The 18,111-nt window shown below is 60.3% G+C and carries 17 protein-coding genes; 2 read left to right on the forward strand and 15 right to left on the reverse strand.

Going from position 1 to position 18,111, the window contains the following annotated elements; all coding sequences use genetic code 11:
* Positions 1 to 67: 67 nt before the first annotated feature.
* The 7 genes from H7698_RS14675 to H7698_RS14705 form a co-directional block, all read right to left on the reverse strand.
* Positions 68 to 1,516, reverse strand: coding sequence for an efflux transporter outer membrane subunit (locus H7698_RS14675; protein ID WP_194691844.1), 1,449 nt, complete (start codon positions 1,514 to 1,516; stop codon positions 68 to 70).
* Entirely contained in the window at positions 1,513 to 2,397 is an 885-nt protein-coding gene (locus H7698_RS14680; protein ID WP_162440865.1) for an efflux RND transporter periplasmic adaptor subunit, read from the reverse strand. Before H7698_RS14680 ends, H7698_RS14675 begins: the two co-directional genes overlap by 4 nt.
* A complete protein-coding gene (locus H7698_RS14685; protein WP_045059488.1) occupies positions 2,394 to 2,603 on the reverse strand; it encodes a DUF1656 domain-containing protein in 210 nt (69 codons plus the stop codon). Before H7698_RS14685 ends, H7698_RS14680 begins: the two co-directional genes overlap by 4 nt.
* Positions 2,600 to 4,672, reverse strand: a complete 2,073-nt coding sequence (locus H7698_RS14690) for an FUSC family protein (protein WP_194691846.1) — start codon at positions 4,670 to 4,672, stop codon at positions 2,600 to 2,602. The genes H7698_RS14685 and H7698_RS14690 overlap by 4 nt, the downstream gene beginning before the upstream one ends.
* Positions 4,669 to 5,097 (reverse strand): MarR family winged helix-turn-helix transcriptional regulator, encoded by a 429-nt coding sequence (locus tag H7698_RS14695; RefSeq protein ID WP_194691848.1) that lies wholly within the window; start codon positions 5,095 to 5,097, stop codon positions 4,669 to 4,671. The genes H7698_RS14690 and H7698_RS14695 overlap by 4 nt, the downstream gene beginning before the upstream one ends.
* 366 nt (positions 5,098 to 5,463) lie before the next feature.
* On the reverse strand, positions 5,464 to 5,709 hold the full coding sequence (locus H7698_RS14700) for a DUF2789 domain-containing protein (protein WP_194691849.1): 246 nt from the start codon (positions 5,707 to 5,709) through the stop codon (positions 5,464 to 5,466).
* Between the two features lie 153 nt (positions 5,710 to 5,862).
* Positions 5,863 to 6,324, reverse strand: a complete 462-nt coding sequence (locus H7698_RS14705; protein ID WP_162440861.1) for an aminoacyl-tRNA deacylase — start codon at positions 6,322 to 6,324, stop codon at positions 5,863 to 5,865.
* A 198-nt stretch (positions 6,325 to 6,522) separates the two neighbouring features.
* On the opposite strand from H7698_RS14705, the gene H7698_RS14710 reads away from it, so the two are divergent.
* Positions 6,523 to 7,056, forward strand: coding sequence for an NfeD family protein (locus tag H7698_RS14710; protein WP_194691850.1), 534 nt, complete (start codon positions 6,523 to 6,525; stop codon positions 7,054 to 7,056).
* Positions 7,057 to 7,058: 2 nt separating this feature from the next.
* Complete coding sequence (locus H7698_RS14715) at positions 7,059 to 7,817, forward strand: slipin family protein (RefSeq protein ID WP_162440859.1); 759 nt, start codon at positions 7,059 to 7,061, stop codon at positions 7,815 to 7,817.
* A gap of 59 nt (positions 7,818 to 7,876) precedes the next feature.
* Here H7698_RS14715 and H7698_RS14720 read toward each other — a convergent pair whose 3' ends face one another.
* The 8 genes from H7698_RS14720 to H7698_RS14755 all read right to left on the reverse strand — a co-directional run bounded on the left by H7698_RS14720 (position 7,877) and on the right by H7698_RS14755 (position 17,949).
* On the reverse strand, positions 7,877 to 10,342 hold the full coding sequence (locus H7698_RS14720) for a TonB-dependent siderophore receptor (protein ID WP_194691851.1): 2,466 nt from the start codon (positions 10,340 to 10,342) through the stop codon (positions 7,877 to 7,879).
* 100 nt (positions 10,343 to 10,442) lie between these two features.
* Positions 10,443 to 11,399, reverse strand: coding sequence for a FecR domain-containing protein (locus H7698_RS14725; RefSeq protein ID WP_194691853.1), 957 nt, complete (start codon positions 11,397 to 11,399; stop codon positions 10,443 to 10,445).
* Positions 11,396 to 11,905, reverse strand: coding sequence for a sigma-70 family RNA polymerase sigma factor (locus H7698_RS14730; protein ID WP_194691854.1), 510 nt, complete (start codon positions 11,903 to 11,905; stop codon positions 11,396 to 11,398). The genes H7698_RS14725 and H7698_RS14730 overlap by 4 nt, the downstream gene beginning before the upstream one ends.
* Before the next feature lie 124 nt (positions 11,906 to 12,029).
* Positions 12,030 to 12,656 (reverse strand): hypothetical protein, encoded by a 627-nt coding sequence (locus H7698_RS14735; protein ID WP_162440855.1) that lies wholly within the window; start codon positions 12,654 to 12,656, stop codon positions 12,030 to 12,032.
* 48 nt (positions 12,657 to 12,704) lie between these two features.
* Positions 12,705 to 14,183 carry an efflux transporter outer membrane subunit gene (locus tag H7698_RS14740; protein WP_235992848.1) on the reverse strand — a complete coding sequence of 493 codons (1,479 nt, stop codon included), beginning with the start codon at positions 14,181 to 14,183 and terminating at the stop codon, positions 12,705 to 12,707.
* A complete protein-coding gene (locus tag H7698_RS14745; RefSeq protein ID WP_194691855.1) occupies positions 14,180 to 15,244 on the reverse strand; it encodes an HlyD family secretion protein in 1,065 nt (354 codons plus the stop codon). The genes H7698_RS14740 and H7698_RS14745 overlap by 4 nt, the downstream gene beginning before the upstream one ends.
* A 26-nt stretch (positions 15,245 to 15,270) precedes the next feature.
* Positions 15,271 to 16,797 (reverse strand): MFS transporter, encoded by a 1,527-nt coding sequence (locus H7698_RS14750; RefSeq protein WP_194691856.1) that lies wholly within the window; start codon positions 16,795 to 16,797, stop codon positions 15,271 to 15,273.
* A gap of 231 nt (positions 16,798 to 17,028) precedes the next feature.
* On the reverse strand, positions 17,029 to 17,949 hold the full coding sequence (locus H7698_RS14755; RefSeq protein WP_194691857.1) for a LysR family transcriptional regulator: 921 nt from the start codon (positions 17,947 to 17,949) through the stop codon (positions 17,029 to 17,031).
* Positions 17,950 to 18,111 lie beyond the last annotated feature (162 nt).

Genomic DNA, 18,111 nt, shown 5'->3' on the forward strand with positions numbered 1-18,111 from the left:
AGCCTTGATCAGTGGACTGGCGTGGCTCGTGGCGCGTCAGCCCAACAATCAAAGCATAGCAACGGCCTCAGGGTTTGCTGGCGTTCGAGCCTTGCGTTCGTCCGCTTTCCCAACCGCCACCCAATGCGAGGAACAAATCGATCTGGCTCATGGCGACTTGAGTGTTGGCGGCAGCCAGTTGTGCCCGCACATCGGTGTAGGTCCGGGTGGCCTGCAAGTCCGCCAGGAATGACGCGCGGCCGGCCTGGAAGAAGCGGTGGGTCTGGTCTGCCGCCTGTTGCGCGGATTGCTCGGCATCGGCGAGGGCATCGCGTCGTTGCAGCAATGCCGAATACTGGGCCAGACCGGTCTGGGTCTCGCGGATGGCGTTGAGCACCACGCCATCGAAATGCGCCAGCGAGCCTTGGGTTGTCGCTTCGGCCTCACGAATGCGCGCCCGTGAGCCATTGGACGGGACGGTCCAGGTCAGCAATGGACCGAAACCCCAGCGATTGGTGGCCGGCTTGCCAAGGTTTTCCAGAATGCCGACGGTACCGACGGACGCGCCGATGCTGATGTCCGGGTACAACTCGCCGGTGGCAATGCCGATACCGGCGGTCGCGGCGGCGAGTCTGCGTTCGGCCTGGCGTACATCGGGGCGGCGCTTGAGCAAGGTCGCGCCGTCGCCCACCGGCAACAGCTGGGCAATTTTCGGCAGTTCGGCGCAGGTGGCGGTGCCGGCCGGCAGCTGGTCCACCGGTTTGGCCAACAGCATCGACAGACGGAACAAGCCGGCCTGGCGCGCAGCCTCATAACGCGGCATCTCGGCGCGCAGGGATTTGAACTGGGTTTGCGAGCGAGTGACCTGGGTTTCATCGCCACGCCCGGCGTCGCGCAACCGCTGGATCAACGTGGTGCCCTGGGCCTGCAAGTCGAGGGAATGCTGGGCGATTTCCCGCTCTTCATTGGCCGCGCAAACCTGGGTATAAGCCCGAACGACGTCGGCCACCAGGGTGATTCGTGCGGTATCGGCTGCGGCTTGTGTCGCATCGGCATTGGCTTTCGCCGCCTCGATACCGCGCTGCAACGTGCCGAACAGGTCGAACTGATACGAGGTGGTAATGCCGATGTCGCCAACGTTGGCCACGGGCACTTTTTCCGGCAGCAGAAACGCTTCGCCGGACTCCTGCAAACGCTGGGCGCCGATCTTCACGCCACCACTCCAGCCCCCGGCCGCTTCGGCTTCGTCGACTTGAGCTCGCGCCCTTAAAAGACTGGCCGCGGCGACGCGTAAATCGGTATTGGTGGCCATGGCTTGCTGGACCAACTGATCGAGGCGCGGGTCTTTGTACAACCGCCACCAATCACTGGGCACCGGCGCCGAAACAACGTTCTTGTCGTTCACCGCCAGCTCACCCTGAAAATCATCACGGTGCACCGCGGCTTCGTCAGGCAAATGGTAATCCGGCCCGACCACCTGACACGCTGACAGCAACAGGCCTAATCCGGCGACCGCCAAACCTGAGGCCCTGCTCATTTCGCGGGCTCCTGCTGATCGTCGATGATCGACACCGTCGCGGTCCGCCCGGCGATCATGCGGAAATCTGCCGGCACGTCGTCGAAGGCAATTCGTACCGGAATCCGCTGGGCCAGCCGCACCCAGCTGAACGCCGGATTGACGTTGGGCAGCAGGTTACTGCCGCTGCTGCGGTCACGGTCTTCAATACCCGCCACGATGCTTTCGACGTGCCCACGCAAACGAGCACGGTCGCCCACGACCCGAATATCGACGCTCTGACCGACGTGAATGCCGTCCAGTTTGGTCTCTTCGAAATACCCGTCGATGTGAAAAGAATTGCTGTCGACCACCGACAACACCGGACGTCCGGCCGTGACGAACTCCTGGGTGCGCGGGGCGCGATCGTTGACATAGCCGTCCACCGGGCTGCGAATGGTCGAGCGATCCAGGTTGAGCTGGGCGCTGTCCACCGCCACCTGAGCTTCCATCAGGGCCACTTCGGCGCGGGCTACGCGGGACTGGCTTTCTTCCAGTTGCTCGCCAGGCACCAGGTTGCCCAGGCCACGGTTACGCTTGTGCTCGCGTTGCGCCTGAGCCAGGGTTTCCTGGCGGTCGGCCACAGCGGCCTTGGCCTGGCGCAACGCCAGTTTGAAACGGTCCTGATCGATGCTGAACAGCACCTGACCCCGTTTCACCAACTGGTTGTCGCGCACTTCCACGGTCTGGATCAGCCCGGACACGTCCGGTGCGATCTGCACGATGTCGGCGCGGATGTGCCCGTCCCGGGTCCACGGGGCAAACATGTAGTACATCACCATGCGCCAGACCACGACGACAGCGAAGGTTACGATCAGCAGGGTCAGGACCACGCGACCGATAGTCAAAAAAGGTTTTTTCATGTCATCAGGTATCGACTGAGTGAATCCACGGCGCCGAGGAGCAGGGCGTAGAGAGCCACGTTAAACAATGCCCGGTGCCAGACCAGACGGTAAAAGTGCAGACGCGTCAGCAGCCCGTGCACCAGCAGGAAAATCACATACGTAATGCCCATCAGCACCAGCAGCGTAGGCAGGAACACTCCGCTGATATCCAGATCACCGATCATAAAGGCGCTCCATCGATGCCATGGGGAAGCGGTTCTTCGAGTTCGCCCGTGCCGACAAATTCCACCCCCGGCAACAACGCCAGGCGCAGCCCGCTCAAGGCATGCAGCAAGTGCAGTCGCGCGCCGTCATCGCACTCGGTGTTGAGTGCACGACGGGTGCGGTCGAGGGTCATCAACAAAGCACTCGACGCCGGCAGACGTTCACCAGCCTTGAGGCAGGCCTTGAAGTATTCGCCGACCTCGGCCACCACCTGATGCAGCAGCGTTTGCGGCACACCGGTGACGCGCGGCGTGTAGGCCAGCAGGTCGAGCAGGTTCAGCGCCACGCGCACTTCACGCAGCGCAATACCAGTGTCCTGGCCGATGATGGCCAGTCGCGGCAGGTGCTGCATCAGGCGATCGAGCATCTGCACACCCAGGTGACGATGCTCGGACAGCGTGGCCGGTTCGGTGAGGCTGACGATGTCGCGCCAGCTGAAACGGGTCAGGCGTTTGGCCGCCAGTTCCGCACCGAACGGACGGACGATCAGGGTCCAGACAAAAGCAAACAGCAAACCGACGGGGCCGGCCAGATTGGAGTTGGCGAAGCTCAGGAAGTCCGCGTCGTAAGCGCCCTGAATGCTGATGAAGGACGAGGTGTTGACCAGCGTCAGCAGCATGCCCAAATAGAACTGCGGCTTGACCGTCAGGGTGCCGATGCAAATGAACGGCACCGCAAAGGCCAGCACCAGCATCGGGAAGTCATGCAGGTTGGGCAGGACCAGAAACAGATAGAGGCTGGCGAACACGACCGACATCGCCGTCCAGAAAAAGAACCGGTAAATCTGCGGCGCCGGGTCGTCCATCGAGGCGAAGAAGCTGCACGCCACCGCCGCGAGAATCACCGCACTGCCGCCGTCGGTCCAGCCCAGCAAAATCCACAACACCGAGGCCACGATGATCGCGGTGACAGTGGACGCCGCCGAATACAGCATCAGCCCGCGATCCAGGAACGGCGACAGGCGACCCAGACGCCAGTGGCGGTACACCGCGCGCCAGCTGTCCTGGCTTTCGCACTGGATGGCGTATTGCAGGCTGCGACAGTCCTGCCACAAATCAATCCACTCACCGAGGCGATAGATCGCGTTGGAGAACAGCAACTGCTTGCGATCTTCCAGCTCATCGGCACTCGGCTGCAGGGCTTCGAGCTGATGTTTCAGCGCCTGCCAACGGTTGAGGTCGGCGTCTTTATGGTCGAGCCATTCGGTGGTCGCGGCGAGCAACGGAGCGAACCTGGCCACCAGCTCGGGCGTACGCCGTTCAAGGGCATACAGCGCGTCGTCGAGGGCGTCGATGACCGGCAACAGGTGAATCATCCGCCCGCGCAGCTCTTTGGTATTGCGCACGGTCTGAGGCCGCGCGCCTTCATGGGGCAACTGGCCGATCATCAATTCCAGGGAGTTGAAGGTGGTCACCATCGAGGAGCGCAATGCGCTGACTTCATCCGGCTGCACGTTCCGGCTGAGAAACCGCAGGCTGTAGGTCGAGGCATCGGTAAACCATTTGCTCACCGAATCGTTGAACACCGGCGCCAGCCTTCGCGGCCAGAACATGGCACCCATCACCGCCGCGACGGCGATGCCCAGAAAGATCTCTTCCGTGCGCGCCTCGGCCACGTCCCACACCGCAAGCGGGTTATCCACCACCGGCAGGGCGATCAGCGGCAAGGTGTAGCCGGCGAGCATTAGCGCATAGCTATTGGCGGTGCGCAGGTGCAGGGACAGGAACAGCAGCGTTCCGGTCCACAAGGCGATGACGACCACCAGCACATAAGGGCTCTGAACGAACATCGGCACGAAAAACACTGCCGCCATTGCCCCGAGAAAAGTACCAATGGCTCGGTACAGCGCCTTGGAACTGGTAGGGCCGACGAACGGGCTGGAGACGATATAAACCGTGGCCATCGCCCAATACGGACGAGGCATTTGCATGAGCATGGCGATGTACAGCGCGATCATCGACGCCGCAAACGTGCGCACACCGTAGAACCAGTCCCGTGCTGGGGGCATGCCGGTAAAAAATCCGTTCAAGAGGCGACCACCGACGGCGCATTCGCGCCTTCAAAGGCTCTCAGCACTCGCAGCGTCGCTTCCAGATCACTCTGGTCGATCCCTTCGAGTACTTCGTGGCGCAGGCGCACCAGCTCAATTTCGACCGCCTGTACCAGCTCCCGCCCACGCTCGGTGAGGCTCAAACATTTGGCGCGGCGATCATGGGCGTCGGCGGTTCGGCACACATAGCCAGAATGGCAAAGCTGATCGAGCAAACGCACCAGCGAAGGACTTTCCATCCCCGCTGCCTGCGCCACCGTGACCTGCCGCACACCCTCCCCCAGACGCCCGATCATCAACAACGGGACGGCGCAGGCTTCGGAGATTCCATAATTGACCAGCGTGGTCTGGCAGATCTTCCGCCAATGCCTGGCGGCCACCACCATGGCACTGCTGATGTTCATCTGGAGAGCGTCGAGGTTCTTCGGCACGAGGGAATGCACACACTGTTAGTTTGCTAACTATCAATATCGCATTTGAAGGGAAAGGCGGTCAAGTTTTGAAACAATTTACCGCTGAAGAACACGTGCTGTTTGTCGCCTGCCTCGATGTAAAGTCGGAAAAATTGCCCAATATTCCGACCTGGGATTACTAATGACTGATCTTTCTTGTTCGAATTCAGGCAATGACCTGCATTCTCCATCGGAGGATGAATACAGAAGCTTTTTGCAGGAAAAAGTGGCAATAGCGCAGTTATCGATGCTGGAAGGGCAAGGTATCAGCCACGAAGATATCGAACGCCGTTTTTCCCTTAGACGGGCTCTAGCCCGTCACACACCTCGCCCCTTCCTCAACAACACATTCAACTGATCCACCACCTCCGCCCAATCCGCGTCTTCGAGTATCTCGTCACGCAAAAATGCTGCCTGGCTTTCACTCCAGAAGAACGCGTCTGCCAGGTGCAGTTCTGGTTTGAGTGGCGAGTGAGTGGCGATGAATTGGTCGATGCTGACCGGGTCGTTTTCCAGGCCGAGTTGTTTGAACAGGGATGGGAGGCTGTGCGTTGGGGATTCCATGTTGGCTCCTTGGAAATGAATCGATTGGGAGGTGACTGCTGCGCAGTCAATCGCGGGCAAGCCATGCTCCCACAGAAATCGAGGTGCATGTGGGAGCGTGCGATGCGGCGACCTGACTTGCCCGCGATGGCGATTCCACTGACGCCGTAAACCTCAATGACTCAGCTCGCACACTTCAGCATGCGGCACCATTTTCAGAAACTCCGGCATGCTCATGTGCAGCAAGTTGTTGTGGTTGCCGGCCTCCAGGTAGATGTCTTTCTGCCGGGTCAGCAGCGGGTCAATGACCATGTCCAGCCCGTAGGATTCACCCAGCGCCGGCACTGCCCCACGCTCACAGTCGTTGAACAGATGCGCCAAAGTGCTTTCCCGGGTGATCTGCCATTCGCCGCTGCCGCGCACTTTGCTCAGGTCCAGATGACGGCTCGCTGGCAGTACCGCCATCAGGTAATGACCGTGGTGGTCGTCGAGGATCACCGATTTGGCTACCCGTTCGGCAGGAATGCCCGCGACCCGCGCCGTTTCGAGGCTGCTGGCCGAGTGAGGGTGGGTGACGATGTCAAATTCGCAGTTGGCTTTTTCCAGGCTGCTCTGCACGGTTCTTGCCATACGCATGATGCACCTCGGTGTCCGCAATGAAGATCGGCGGACGGTGGTTAAACCCGTCTCTCCCTTGAAAGTCTAGGCGGGCCTGGACCATCGCGCGGGAAATCTGCCCACTGGAACGCAGCCGGCAACTGAGCAAAATTCATACAACCCGAGCCTCGACTAAACTGAATACAGAGCCACCTGACGACTCTCCCGGAGGGTCACGTGATTACCCGTTGTTGTGCCGTTGCGCTGTTTTTGGCCGTGAGCGGTTCCGCTCTCGCGGCGGATCCGGTTGTGCTGTTGGTGCCCAACCCGATGGGCGCCTGGTTGATCGTCTTTGGCATCGCGTTTCTGATTGCCGAAGCGGCCTTGCCCAACTATGGCGTGATCGGTCTGGGCGGCATTGTGATGTTCGTGATCGGCGCGGTGATCCTGACCAACACTGACGTGCCCGTGCCGTTGATGATCGGCCTGGGATTGGTCAGTGCGCTGCTGCTGATCTTCCTGCTGATCCAAGCCCTGAAAACCCGACCGCGCCACAACGTCAGTGGCGATGCCGGGCTGATTGGTAGCGTCACCCCGGTCACTTCATTACAGGCTGGCAATGCCTTGACCGGATGGGTGCACCTGCAAGGCGAACAGTGGCAAGTACTCAGCGCCACACCGCTGCAACCGGGGCAACGTGTGCGAGTGGTGGCGCGCAAGGGATTACTGCTGCAAGTCGCCGCGGCTGACGCGGCACCGCCTGGAGAATAGTCATGGGCCTGCAATTGGGTTTTGCCGCGCTGCTGCTGTTGCTGATTGCACTGGCGGGTTCGACCTTTCGCATCCTGCGCGAATACGAACGCGGTGTGGTCTTCCAGCTCGGCCGTTTCTGGCAGGTCAAGGGGCCCGGTCTGATCCTGCTGATCCCGGTGGTCCAGCAGATGGTTCGCGTCGATCTGCGCACCGTGGTGCTCGATGTGCCGCCCCAGGACGTGATCACCCGCGACAACGTGTCGGTCAAGGTCAACGCCGTGCTGTATTTCCGTGTTCTCGATCCGCAGAAGGCAATCATTCAGGTCGAAGATTTCCTCATGGCCACCAGCCAATTGGCGCAGACCACGTTGCGCGCGGTCCTGGGCAAACATGAACTGGATGAATTGCTGGCCGAGCGCGAACGATTGAACATCGACATCCAGCAAGTGCTCGACGCCCAGACCGACGCCTGGGGCATCAAGGTCGCCAATGTCGAAATCAAGCACGTCGACCTCAACGAATCGATGGTCCGCGCCATCGCCAAGCAAGCCGAAGCCGAGCGCGAACGCCGGGCGAAAGTCATTCATGCCGAAGGCGAATTGCAGGCCTCGGAAAAACTCATGCAGGCGGCCGAAATGCTGGGCCGTCAGCCAGGTGCCATGCAATTGCGCTACATGCAGACGCTGAGTTCGATTGCCGGGGACAAGAGTTCAACCATTGTCTTCCCATTGCCCATCGAATTGCTCAAGGGCATGGCGGATCTGTCGTCGAAACCGTGAAGAAGAAATGCACATTTGTGGCGAGGGAGCTTGCTCCCTCGCCACGGTACTAGCGCGACTTACCAGTCGTAACTCACGCTCGACACCACCGTCCGTCCATCCCCGTAATAGCAATCCCATTGGCTGCGGCAACTGGCGACGTATTCCTTGTCAGCGAGGTTTTTCACGTTCAGCGCCAGTTTCACGCCTTTCAGTTTGAAGGCGGACATTCCCAGGTGATACGTCAGGCTAGCGTCGTAAACCGTGTAAGAATCAATCTGAAATGCGCCCTCGTAGTCATCGCCATAGCTGCCTCGGGCATAACGTGCGCCAACGCCTGCACCGACCCCTGCCAATGGCGTATCGCCGAGCACCGTGTAATTAACCCAAAGCGCGGCGGTCAGCGGCGGATTGCCCGCCGGATGACGGCCTTTGCGACCATCGTTGTCCTTGGTGTATTTGATGTCGTTGCGCGACGCCGAGGCAATCACGTCCAGCGCTTCGGTGAGCTCTGCCTTGGCTTCAAACTCGACGCCCTTGGAGCGAATCGCACCGCTTTGATTGCTGAACCCGGGGTTGCCGAGGTCGGTGGTCAGGATATTTTCCTGCTCCAGTTCGTAAGCGGAAATCTGCACGAAACTGTTCTGCCCCGGCGGTTGGTATTTCACGCCCGCCTCGTACTGCTTGCCGGTAGAAGGGTCGAACGCCTTGCCCTGCACGTTAGTGCCGCTGAGCGGCAGGAACGATTCCGAGTAGCTGATGAAAGGCGCCAGGCCGTTATCGAACAGGTAGACGATGCCACCGCGCCCGGTAAATTTCTCATCCTTGCTGCTGGTGTGAGCACCGCTCAGTGGTTGCTTGTTGTCGGTCTCGGCCCAGTCATAGCGGCCGCCGAGGACAAACACCCACTGATCCAGCTTGATCTGATCCTGGGCGTACAACCCGGTCTGGGTGATGGTGTTGTCCCAGCGGTAGTTGTTGCCGAAATTCAGTGGCTGACCATAGGTCGGTGTGAACAAGTCGATGATCGGCGGGTTGTAGTCATACAGACCGTCGAATTTCGAATTGAAGTGGTAGTAATCCAGCCCGACGATTGCCGTGTGGCTGAACGGACCGGTGTCGAACTCGGCCTGGGCAATGTTATCCACACCGAAGACTTTGTTGTCCTGTTGCCAGTCCACGCCGTAGCGAGTCTGGTAACGCTGGTCGTTTTGCCCGGTGATCGGGTTGGTGACGAACCGGTAGCCATGCAGCGGCGCGGTGTAGTGGTCATTGACCCGTGCGTAGCGCGCGTTCTGTTTCAGGGTCCAGACGTCGTTCAGCCGATGGGAAAACTCGTAGCCGAACGCGTATTGCTCACGGTGGTAATCGTTGACGTCGGGCTCACCGAGGAACAGGTCGCGGTCGATCTTGCCATTGGGGTTATCGAACAACGTGCCCACGGCCGGAAGCCCCTGCGCTTCGGGAACGCCCTTGTCTTTCTGGTACTGGGCAAAGAGCGTCAGGCTGGTGTCTTCACTCGGACGCCAGGTGAAACTGGGGGCGATGAACTGGCGTTTTTCCTCGACATAGTCGATCTCATCGTTGCTGTCGTTGGCCAGCGCGGTCAGGCGGTAGAGAAACTTGCCTTCATCGTCGAGCGGGCCACCGAGGTCGATGGCAGCGCTTTTATGGTCGTAGCTGCCGGCCTCGAATTTGATTTGATGCAAGGCGGTTTCGGTCGGACGCTTACTGACCAGATTCACGATACCGCCGGGCTGATTCTGGCCGTACAGCACCGACGCCGGGCCTTTGAGTACCTCGATACGCTCCAGCGAGTAGGGCTCGATTTGCAGCGCGCCACCGGTACTGCCGCCGCCATAAGGCAGGTGCAAGCCATCGAGGTAAATCGGCGTAGGCGAGAACCCTCGCGACGTCGGCTTATCGAAAATCTTCACGCGGTCGGAAAAGCCACCACCGGTAATGCCCGGCGTGTAGCGCAGGGCTTCGGTCACGCTTTGGGCGCTACGGGAACTGATCTCGGCGGCGGTGACGACGTTGATGGTTTGCGGAATTTCCACCAACGCCGCATCGGTCTTGGTGCCGGTGGCGCTGCGCTTGGCGACGATGCCGTCGACCGGGCCCCAGGCATTTTCAACCGCCTCGGTAGCGCTGACGCGTGTGGCGCCCAGTTGCAATGGACCGCCTCCCGCGATCGGCTGCAATGACCAGCCGCCTTGGGCGTAGACAGCCTGCAAGCCACTGCCGGCGAGCACCCGTTCAAGCCCTTGGGCCACGTCGAAACGCCCCTGTAGTCCGGTGCTGCGCTTGCCCTCGGTGAGTTGCGCATCCACCGACAGCAGAATTCCCGCGTCACTGGCAAAACGATTCAGAACCTGATCGAGATTACCCGCAGCGATGCTGTACTGACGCACCTGACTCACGCTGGCGCCATCCGCCCAGGCCAGGTTCGGCAGCAGTGGCGTGGTGGCCAGCAAAGTGGCGAACACGCCGCGGCGCAATACGCCATTGAACGGAAAAAACGTCTGTGTCGGATGATGTGGCATTCCGGAACTCCCCATGAGAATGCTTCTTGATTTGCTTTCAAGAGGTATCCCGGACGGGGCATGAAAACCGGACAAGCGCTTCTTAAATTTTTTTTAGATATCAGACGCGGCGTTTCACCGTCACCCAATAACGGGTCACCGACTCGACCCGCACGGGCAATGTGCGTTCGAGAGCGGCCAGGACGGTGTCTGTGTTGTCGAGTGGAAAAACGCCGGTCAGCAGCAAGTGCGAGACCGTGTCATCGCAGCGAATCCAGCCCGGTCGATAACGCGCCAGCTCGGCCAGGAACCGACCCAGCGGCTGACGCTCGGCCACCAGACGCCCTTGGCTCCAACTGCTGCCGTTCGGGTTCGCAGGCTTCATCGGGTCGGTGCCATTGGCGCTGAACCATACGCTGTTGCCTGCACTAATCAGCACCGGCGCTGCATGCCGAGGGCTGATGCGCAGTTGGCCTTCATACAGTTCGACACGGGCGCCGTCGTCCATTTCACGTACAGAGAACCGTGTTCCCAATGCCTGGACATCCCCACTGGCGGTTTCCACGATCAATGGGCGGACGGGGTCGTTTCCGCTGGTGAGCAGAATCTCGCCCCGGATCAGCTTTATCCGGCGCTCTTGCGCAGTAAAACGCAGGTCAATCGCACTGTTGCTGTTGAGGTCGAGCCGGGTGCCGTCGCTCAAGGTCATGTGGCGAATCTCGCCGGTGGCGGTGCGGTGTTCGGCAAAGGTTGCGCGCCAGGACACCTGGTTCTGCAGCAGATAGCCGCTGCCACCGGCAACCAGTAGAAGGCCCAGCATCTTCAAGGCGGCGCGGCGCTGTGGATCAGGGCTATCGCGCAGTACGGCCCGTGCACGACCGGCCGGCACCGCGCCGAAGGTTTCCTGCAACTGCTGCAATCGCTGCCAGGCGCGGCGGTGTTCCGGATGGGCCTGCTGCCAAAGCGTGAAGGCCTGACGCTTTTCTGCATCCAGGTCGCCGCCCCAGTGCAGCATCAACCATTCACTGGCTTGCTCGACGATGGCAGGCTCGATGGGCGCATCGTGGGCGCGGTTCATGATTCGTAGACCAGTTGATAGCAGGCCAGGATCGCGCGGGTCATGTACTTCTGCACCGAGCTGACGGTAACCCCGAGCCGCTCGGCAATTTGCGCATAACTCAGCCCTTCGAATTGCGAGAGCAGAAAAGCCTGGCGCACGTTATCCGGCATGCGATCGAGCATCGCATCGATCTGGGTCAGCGTTTCAAGGATCAAGGCCCGGGTTTCGAGCGACGGCGATTCGGGCTCCGGCAGATGCGCGATGCTCTCCAGATAAGCGCGCTCGATGCGCAGACGCCGCCACTGGTCGATCACCAGGTTGCGGGCAATCTGCGCGAGGTAGCTGCGACTCTCCTGCGGACCGGGCAAGCGCCCCGACACCAGCAGGCGCAGGAACGTCTCCTGCGCCACATCCGCCGCATGCTCACGATCACCCAGGCGCTTACGCAACCAGCCTTGCAACCAGCCATGGTTATCGCGGTAAAGACGATGAATCGAATCGTTGCCGTCAGTTGTTGCGTCCATGGGAGGTCTACGTGCGTGATTGATAGCAATTATCATTACACTTTACGCAGCGACTGGCAAAACGACATTGATCAGCGGCTATGCCGCCAAGGCAACGAATCCATTTCACGTGAAACGCCACATTCTACAACTGGAGATACAAAGCGAAAATCGACAGTCCCCATATGCATAAACCCAGCGCAACCCACACCCAATTAGAGAAAGTGAGCGAGGAATTGCTCGTGCCATCCGGGTCATTTTCAGAAAAATTGATTGCCCCTTGCACACGCAGCAAGAAGCACGTTTGCAGAAGTACAACCGTAAGGCTTATTGCAAAGCTGATACGAAAATCAGGCACCCATGCTCTCGCAATACCCACGCACGCGATTGTGATTACACCGACGGCGAGACTTCTCGGAAACCAGCGCAACTGACGATCTGAGGCCCTGATCTTCCGGTCGATTCTGACGAGTAGGGAGTAAATGAAAAAGACCCCGAAAATCGTACGCAATAAAGGCAGGACGTTGTTGCCGGCTGCCCGCTGTTGCTTCCAGTTTTTGTAAAACCAATAAGGTAAATAAAAGCCACAAGTAGATACGAACAACAGCGCGAATTTGCTTTTGCTCACCACATAAAAAGCGGGATTGCAGGTCGTAGTGTTTGACAGCTCAGAGGTCGGAGTCGCATACGGGTCGGCAGTCATAGGAGCGTATTTATCGTCAAAGAACAGGGGAGAAGATGCTAATCGCTCGAAGAGATCAATAATTCCCACAAAAATAAATCAAGACACATCCTACAAAACAGCTCCACCTCCTTTCACTCAACGCTGCACCGCCAGCGGATACACCGATTCCCATCCCCCGCCCAACGCCTTGTACAAACCGACCATCGCCAACGACACGCCGGTCGAGCTCTCTACCCACTGTTCCTGCGTGGCCAGCAATGCCCCTTGCACGGTGAGGACGTTGACGAAATCGACGACGCCTTCCACGTATTGATGTTGCGCGGTGCTCAGTGCGATCTGGTTCTGGCGCACGGCTTCGGCGAGGCTGTCGCGGCGCCGTTGGCTGGCGTTGAAGGCGCTCAGCTGATCGTCGATTTCATGCCAGGCGCGCAACACGGTTTGTTGGTAGGCGATGGCGGCTTCCTGTTGCTGCGCTTCACGCAGGTTAAGCACGCCACGCAGGCGCCCGCCATCGAACAGCGGCAGGCTGAATTGCGGGCCGATGCCAAAGGCACGCGACCCCCAGGAACCTAAATCGCTGAGTTGCATGGCTTGGGAGCCCACGTTGCCGGACAAGGTAATCCGCGGATAAAAATCCCCCTTGGCCACACCGATGTTCGCGGTGGCGGCATGCAGGCGCGCTTCGGCCTGGCGGATGTCAGGGCGACGCTCGGCCAGTTGCGATGGCAGGCCAATAGCGATTTGAGGCGGCGTTTGCGGCACCGGCGCATCGGTGGATAACTCAACGGACAGCGCGTGCGGCGGTTCACCCATCAACAAGCTGAGCGCGTTGATCAGCTGCGACTGGCGCTGCTCAAGCGCCGGCAGGCGGGATTCGATAGCGGCAACTTGCGCGGCGGCTTCAGCGACATCCAGGTCCGTGGCAACACCGTCGGCGAGGCGCAACTGTGAAAGCTTCAGGCTGTGGCGAGCGACATCGAGATTCTGCTCGGTGACTGCGCGAGTGCTTTGCACGCCACGCAGTTGAATGTAGTCCTGGGCGGTTTCGGCAAGGACCGACAGCAATACGCCGCGACGGTCGTTTTCGGCGACTTCGAGCGTGGCATCGGCGGCTTCGGTCTCGCGCCGTACACGCCCCCAGAAATCCAGTTCCCAGGACGCGGAGAAGCCGGCGTCCCACAGGTTGAACGCCGAGTCGCCATTGTGTCCGGACGGGTCGCTCAGGCCTTCGCCGCTGTTGCGTTTGCGCCCGTAACTGCCCGTGGCGGCAGTGTTCGGATAGCGCTCGGCAGTGATTACCTGACGTGCTGCGCGGCTTTGCTGCAAGCGGCTGCTGGCGAGTTTGAGGTCGAGGTTATCGGTCAAGGCGCGCTGGGTCAGGGCCGAAAGTTTGGGGTCGTGGAAGACGTCCCACCAGCGTTCGTCCATGGGTTCAGCAATGGCCTGGCTGGCGGCGGCTTTCTGTGGTGCTGACCATTCGGCGATCTGTTGTGGCTGTGGTTTTTGGAAATCGGGGCCGACGGTGCAGGCGCTCAACGACGACAAGCTCAGCACAAATGCGATTGAGCGAACGCAGACCTTGTGGCAAGGGGGCAAGTGGTGGCTGCTGTTCATCGCTGCGCTACCTCATGCTTGTCGGCACCGACAGTATCAATACTCGCCTCCACCGACATTCCCACCCGCAGCCGCTCGGCCAATGGCTGACCCGGATCGAGCACGATCTTCACCGGGATTCGCTGCACAACCTTGGTGAAATTCCCGGTCGCGTTATCCGGTTTGATCGACGCAAAGGTCACGCCCGTAGCCGGCGCGATGCTCTCGACACGCCCCCTCAGGGCCTGACCATCGAGGCTGTCGACAAGCACCTGAACGCTCTGCCCCGCTTGCACGTCAGCCAATTGAGTTTCCTGGAAATTGGCCACCACATACGCCTGCTCCAACGGCACCACGGCCAGAATTTTGCTGCCCGGCGTGACATACGCTCCAACCCGAACCGCCCGCTCGCCGACCATGCCGTCCTGCGGCGCGACGATGCGCGTGTAAGATAGCTCGTAGCTGGCCATTTCCAACGCCGCTTGCGCACGTTTAAGCCCGCCGTCCGCCGCGTCGCGCTGGGCGGTGAGGATATCGACTTGCTTGCGTTCCGCCGCCAATACCGCAGTCGCATTGGCCAACCGCGCGGTGGCCTGATCGATACGGGTCCGGGCTTGCTGAGCGTTTTGCACCGTGCCAGCGCCCACACCGGCGAGGTGGTTGTAGCGGTTCAATTCATGATCGGCGAAAGCCATTTCAGCCTTGGCAGAGACGACAGTCGCTTGTGCCTGAGCGATCACCGACGTCTGACGCTCCAGCGTCGCTCGGGCGTTTTGCAACTGAGCCCGGGCGACCAGTGTTTCGGCATCGGCGGCCTGCGCAGCGGCGCGCAAATCCCGGTCGTCAATCAGCGCCAGCAACTGCCCGGCCTTGACCTGCTGGTTGTCTTCCACCAGCACTTCCTTGATGAACCCGGCAACGCGAGGCGCCACAAGGGTGAAGTCCGCCGAGACAAAGGCGTCATTGGTGCTCTGCTGCGTGCGCTTGCCGAAAAGACCGGGCACCAACACGCAGATCAACACGCCAACGGCGACCACCGCGGCGACGCCAATGGCCACTTTTTTTCTGGATTGAGTTGTCATAAAAACCTTCTGTTTCAGTGGAGCATTCAGATCGGCGCACGGGGCGGATAAACCCGCGTCGGCAGCCAGAAAATCAACAGGATCATCGCGAGTGCAACGCCAGCCATGCACAGGTAAAGATCCGATGCGGTCAGCACCACGGCCTGTTCGTGCAGCCTGTGAGCAAGCCCCTCACTATCGCCGTCCACCCAAGGAGAGTTGCCGAGGCGATCGACCAGCATCGTCGAGTGAAAATGCAGCCGTGCGGTGGTCAGCGCCTCGATCACACCGGTTGCGATCACCGCCGACAGGCCTTTCACGGTGTTGAACCAGGCCGAAGCGTAGGGCCCTTCCATTGGACTGATGCTGCCGGTGGAAAGCATCAACAGCGGTAAAACAGCCATGGGCTGGCCGAAGATCTGCAGCAGTTGCAGCACGTAGAAATCATCGCGAATCCACACGGAAGTCAGCTGCGAACCGCCCACGCAGGACAGCGCCAGCATGCTCAGGCCAATGCCCAGCACCCAGCGACAATCAACCCGGCGCAAATTACATAGCGCCGCCACCAAAGGCAGTGCGATCAACTGGGGCAGCGCTGCCAGCAACGTGATCGGGGCGGTCTGCACCGGGCGGTAACCCTGCACCTGCGCCAGATAGCTGGACGGAATGATGATGACCGCCAGCAGCACCACCAAAACGCCGGCAAGGGTCAGCAAGGCGAATGACAGGTTGCGGATGCCGAGCATTTGCATCTTGAAAAAAGGAATCGGCTGCGACCATTCATTGATCAGAAACAGCACCAGCAGCAGTGACCCGCCACCGAGCAATGCACAGATCAGGCTCGACTCGAACCAGTCCAGCCGATTGCCTTGCAGGATCCCGATCACCAGCATGCAGATTGCGGGAAAACCCAGGAGCAAGCCGCGCCAGTTGAATTGCTTGAAACGCTCCAGGCGCAGCGGGTCCTGGGGCAAGCCGTACGCCACCGCCAGCATTGCCAGCAGACACGGCGCGATGATTTGCCAGAACGTCCAGTGCCAGCTCACATACTCGGTCCATAGCCCGGCCAGCGGCGTACCCAGGCCAGGGCCGAATGTCGCCGTCAGGGCATAATCCGCCAGGCCGTACAGCTTCACGTTGGCGGGTAAAAAGCGCAGCGCAACGGTCATCAACATTGGCGGCAACGCGCCACCCGCCAGGCCCTGCAACGTGCGCATCACCAGCAGGCTTTCGTAATTGGGGGCCAATGGGCAGAGCACGCCCAAGAGAGTGAAAACGCTGATGGCGCAGAGGGTGAACCGCCGCAGGGAAAACGTGACTGAACACCAGGGGGCGAACGCCATGGCCGCCACCGAGGTCGCGGTGTAACTGGCGACCAGCCAGGTGCCTTCGTCATAGCCGATGCCCATCGCGCCACGAATGTCGGCCAGGGCCACTTTGGTGACCATCTCGTTGAGGCCAGATACCAGCACGGCAATCAGCACGCCAACGAGGCCAATGATGATTCGCGGACCGAACACCGGCGGCGAGGCAGCGGCCGTGGCAAGCGGTGCCGAGACCGTGAGGGAAGTCATGTACTGCAGGCTCCGGGATTGAATACCGGAGCATTTTAAGAAGTGTGAGTGCTGACGAAAATCAACTTATCGGCAGGTTATAAGTGCGTTTGGTGCAGTAATGGTTGTCCAGATCCTGGGGTCCTTGAGGGAGCGAGTCTGCACGCGATAGCGATGGCCCCTGACAGCATGGAGGTGACTGATAGACCGCTATCGCGAGCAGGCTCACTCCTACAGGATCGGGGATAAATCTCAAGCAGGTTGCGCAGCCAGCCACGTTTCGTCGCAGCAGGACTTCAAGGTTTCGCGCATCCAGCGATGTGCCGGGTCCTTGTCAAATCGCGGGTGCCAGGCCTGGGTCAGCATGATGGTCGGCAGCGGAATCGGCAGGGTGAACGATCGCAGCTTCAGGCCCAGCCGACGGACGCTCAACAGCGCCTCCTTGGGCACCGGCAGGATCAAATCGGAATCAGGCAACGCAAACATCGCCGCATGAAAACTCGGCGCAATCACGGCCACCCGGCGCTCCAGCCCCAAGGCATTGAGCGCCGTATCGATGGGACCGCGCGCTATTCCGCGACGAGACATGCTGATATGGGAAAACCCGGCATAGCGTTCGGCGGTAATTTCTTCTTCGAACAGCGGATGATCCTCGCGCACGAGTCCGACAAAGTGAGTGGCGAAGAGGTTCTGCACCTTCACCTCTGGCATCACTGGGCGGTTGTTGCTGACACTCAAGTCGATGCGGCCTTCGCGCAAAGCTTCGTCGTCCCCATCGCCCTCGGGGACAAAGCGCAATTCACACTGCGGGGCCTGGCGCTCCATGGTGTCAAACAGCTTGCCGCCATAGACGCCCACGAAAAAATCGTTGGCCCGAATGCTGAAACGCCGGCGCAAGCTGCCCAGATCCACGTCATCGGCGGAGCGAAACAGCAGCGACGCTTGCTCCACGACATCGCGCACCTGCTCGCGCAACGCCAGCGCCTTGGGGGTCGGCACCAGACCACGACCGGCACGCACCAGAATCGGATCACCAATGGCTTCACGAATGCGCGTCAGGGTCCGGCTCATCGCCGCCGGGCTCAAATTCATCCGCCGCGCAGCACCCACCACACTGCCCTCGTCGAGCAGCGCGTCGAGGGCGACCAGAAGGTTCATGTCCGGGAGCTGCATGTCAGGCACTCTTCAGTGATCAGGATTGATGCTGACGCAATGCTAGCAAACATCTCGTGCCTGATGTAAAGGCAGGTCTGCCCCCTTCGCGGGCAAGTCTTGCTCCCACGGAGGCCTCAGCGGAGGCCGGTTCTGTGTACTACTCGACACCCTGAGGGAGCG

Origin of the sequence: Pseudomonas sp. p50(2008) (assembly GCF_015351605.1) — a bacterium.
In the GTDB taxonomy this organism is placed as follows: Bacteria; Pseudomonadota; Gammaproteobacteria; order Pseudomonadales; family Pseudomonadaceae; genus Aquipseudomonas.

What these genes read in the sequence shown, in the direction of transcription:
- H7698_RS14675 (WP_194691844.1), bottom strand. Translation starts at nt 1,516, where the DNA reads ATGAGCAGGGCCTCAGGTTTGGCGGTCGCCGGATTAGGCCTGTTGCTG.
- H7698_RS14680 (WP_162440865.1), bottom strand. Translation starts at nt 2,397, where the DNA reads ATGAAAAAACCTTTTTTGACTATCGGTCGCGTGGTCCTGACCCTGCTG.
- H7698_RS14685 (WP_045059488.1), bottom strand. Translation starts at nt 2,603, where the DNA reads ATGATCGGTGATCTGGATATCAGCGGAGTGTTCCTGCCTACGCTGCTG.
- H7698_RS14695 (WP_194691848.1), bottom strand. Translation starts at nt 5,097, where the DNA reads ATGAACATCAGCAGTGCCATGGTGGTGGCCGCCAGGCATTGGCGGAAG.
- H7698_RS14700 (WP_194691849.1), bottom strand. Translation starts at nt 5,709, where the DNA reads ATGGAATCCCCAACGCACAGCCTCCCATCCCTGTTCAAACAACTCGGC.
- H7698_RS14705 (WP_162440861.1), bottom strand. Translation starts at nt 6,324, where the DNA reads ATGCGTATGGCAAGAACCGTGCAGAGCAGCCTGGAAAAAGCCAACTGC.
- H7698_RS14715 (WP_162440859.1), top strand. Translation starts at nt 7,059, where the DNA reads ATGGGCCTGCAATTGGGTTTTGCCGCGCTGCTGCTGTTGCTGATTGCA.
- H7698_RS14720 (WP_194691851.1), bottom strand. Translation starts at nt 10,342, where the DNA reads ATGCCACATCATCCGACACAGACGTTTTTTCCGTTCAATGGCGTATTG.
- H7698_RS14725 (WP_194691853.1), bottom strand. Translation starts at nt 11,399, where the DNA reads ATGAACCGCGCCCACGATGCGCCCATCGAGCCTGCCATCGTCGAGCAA.
- H7698_RS14730 (WP_194691854.1), bottom strand. Translation starts at nt 11,905, where the DNA reads ATGGACGCAACAACTGACGGCAACGATTCGATTCATCGTCTTTACCGC.
- H7698_RS14740 (WP_235992848.1), bottom strand. Translation starts at nt 14,183, where the DNA reads ATGAACAGCAGCCACCACTTGCCCCCTTGCCACAAGGTCTGCGTTCGC.
- H7698_RS14745 (WP_194691855.1), bottom strand. Translation starts at nt 15,244, where the DNA reads ATGACAACTCAATCCAGAAAAAAAGTGGCCATTGGCGTCGCCGCGGTG.
- H7698_RS14750 (WP_194691856.1), bottom strand. Translation starts at nt 16,797, where the DNA reads ATGACTTCCCTCACGGTCTCGGCACCGCTTGCCACGGCCGCTGCCTCG.
- H7698_RS14755 (WP_194691857.1), bottom strand. Translation starts at nt 17,949, where the DNA reads ATGCAGCTCCCGGACATGAACCTTCTGGTCGCCCTCGACGCGCTGCTC.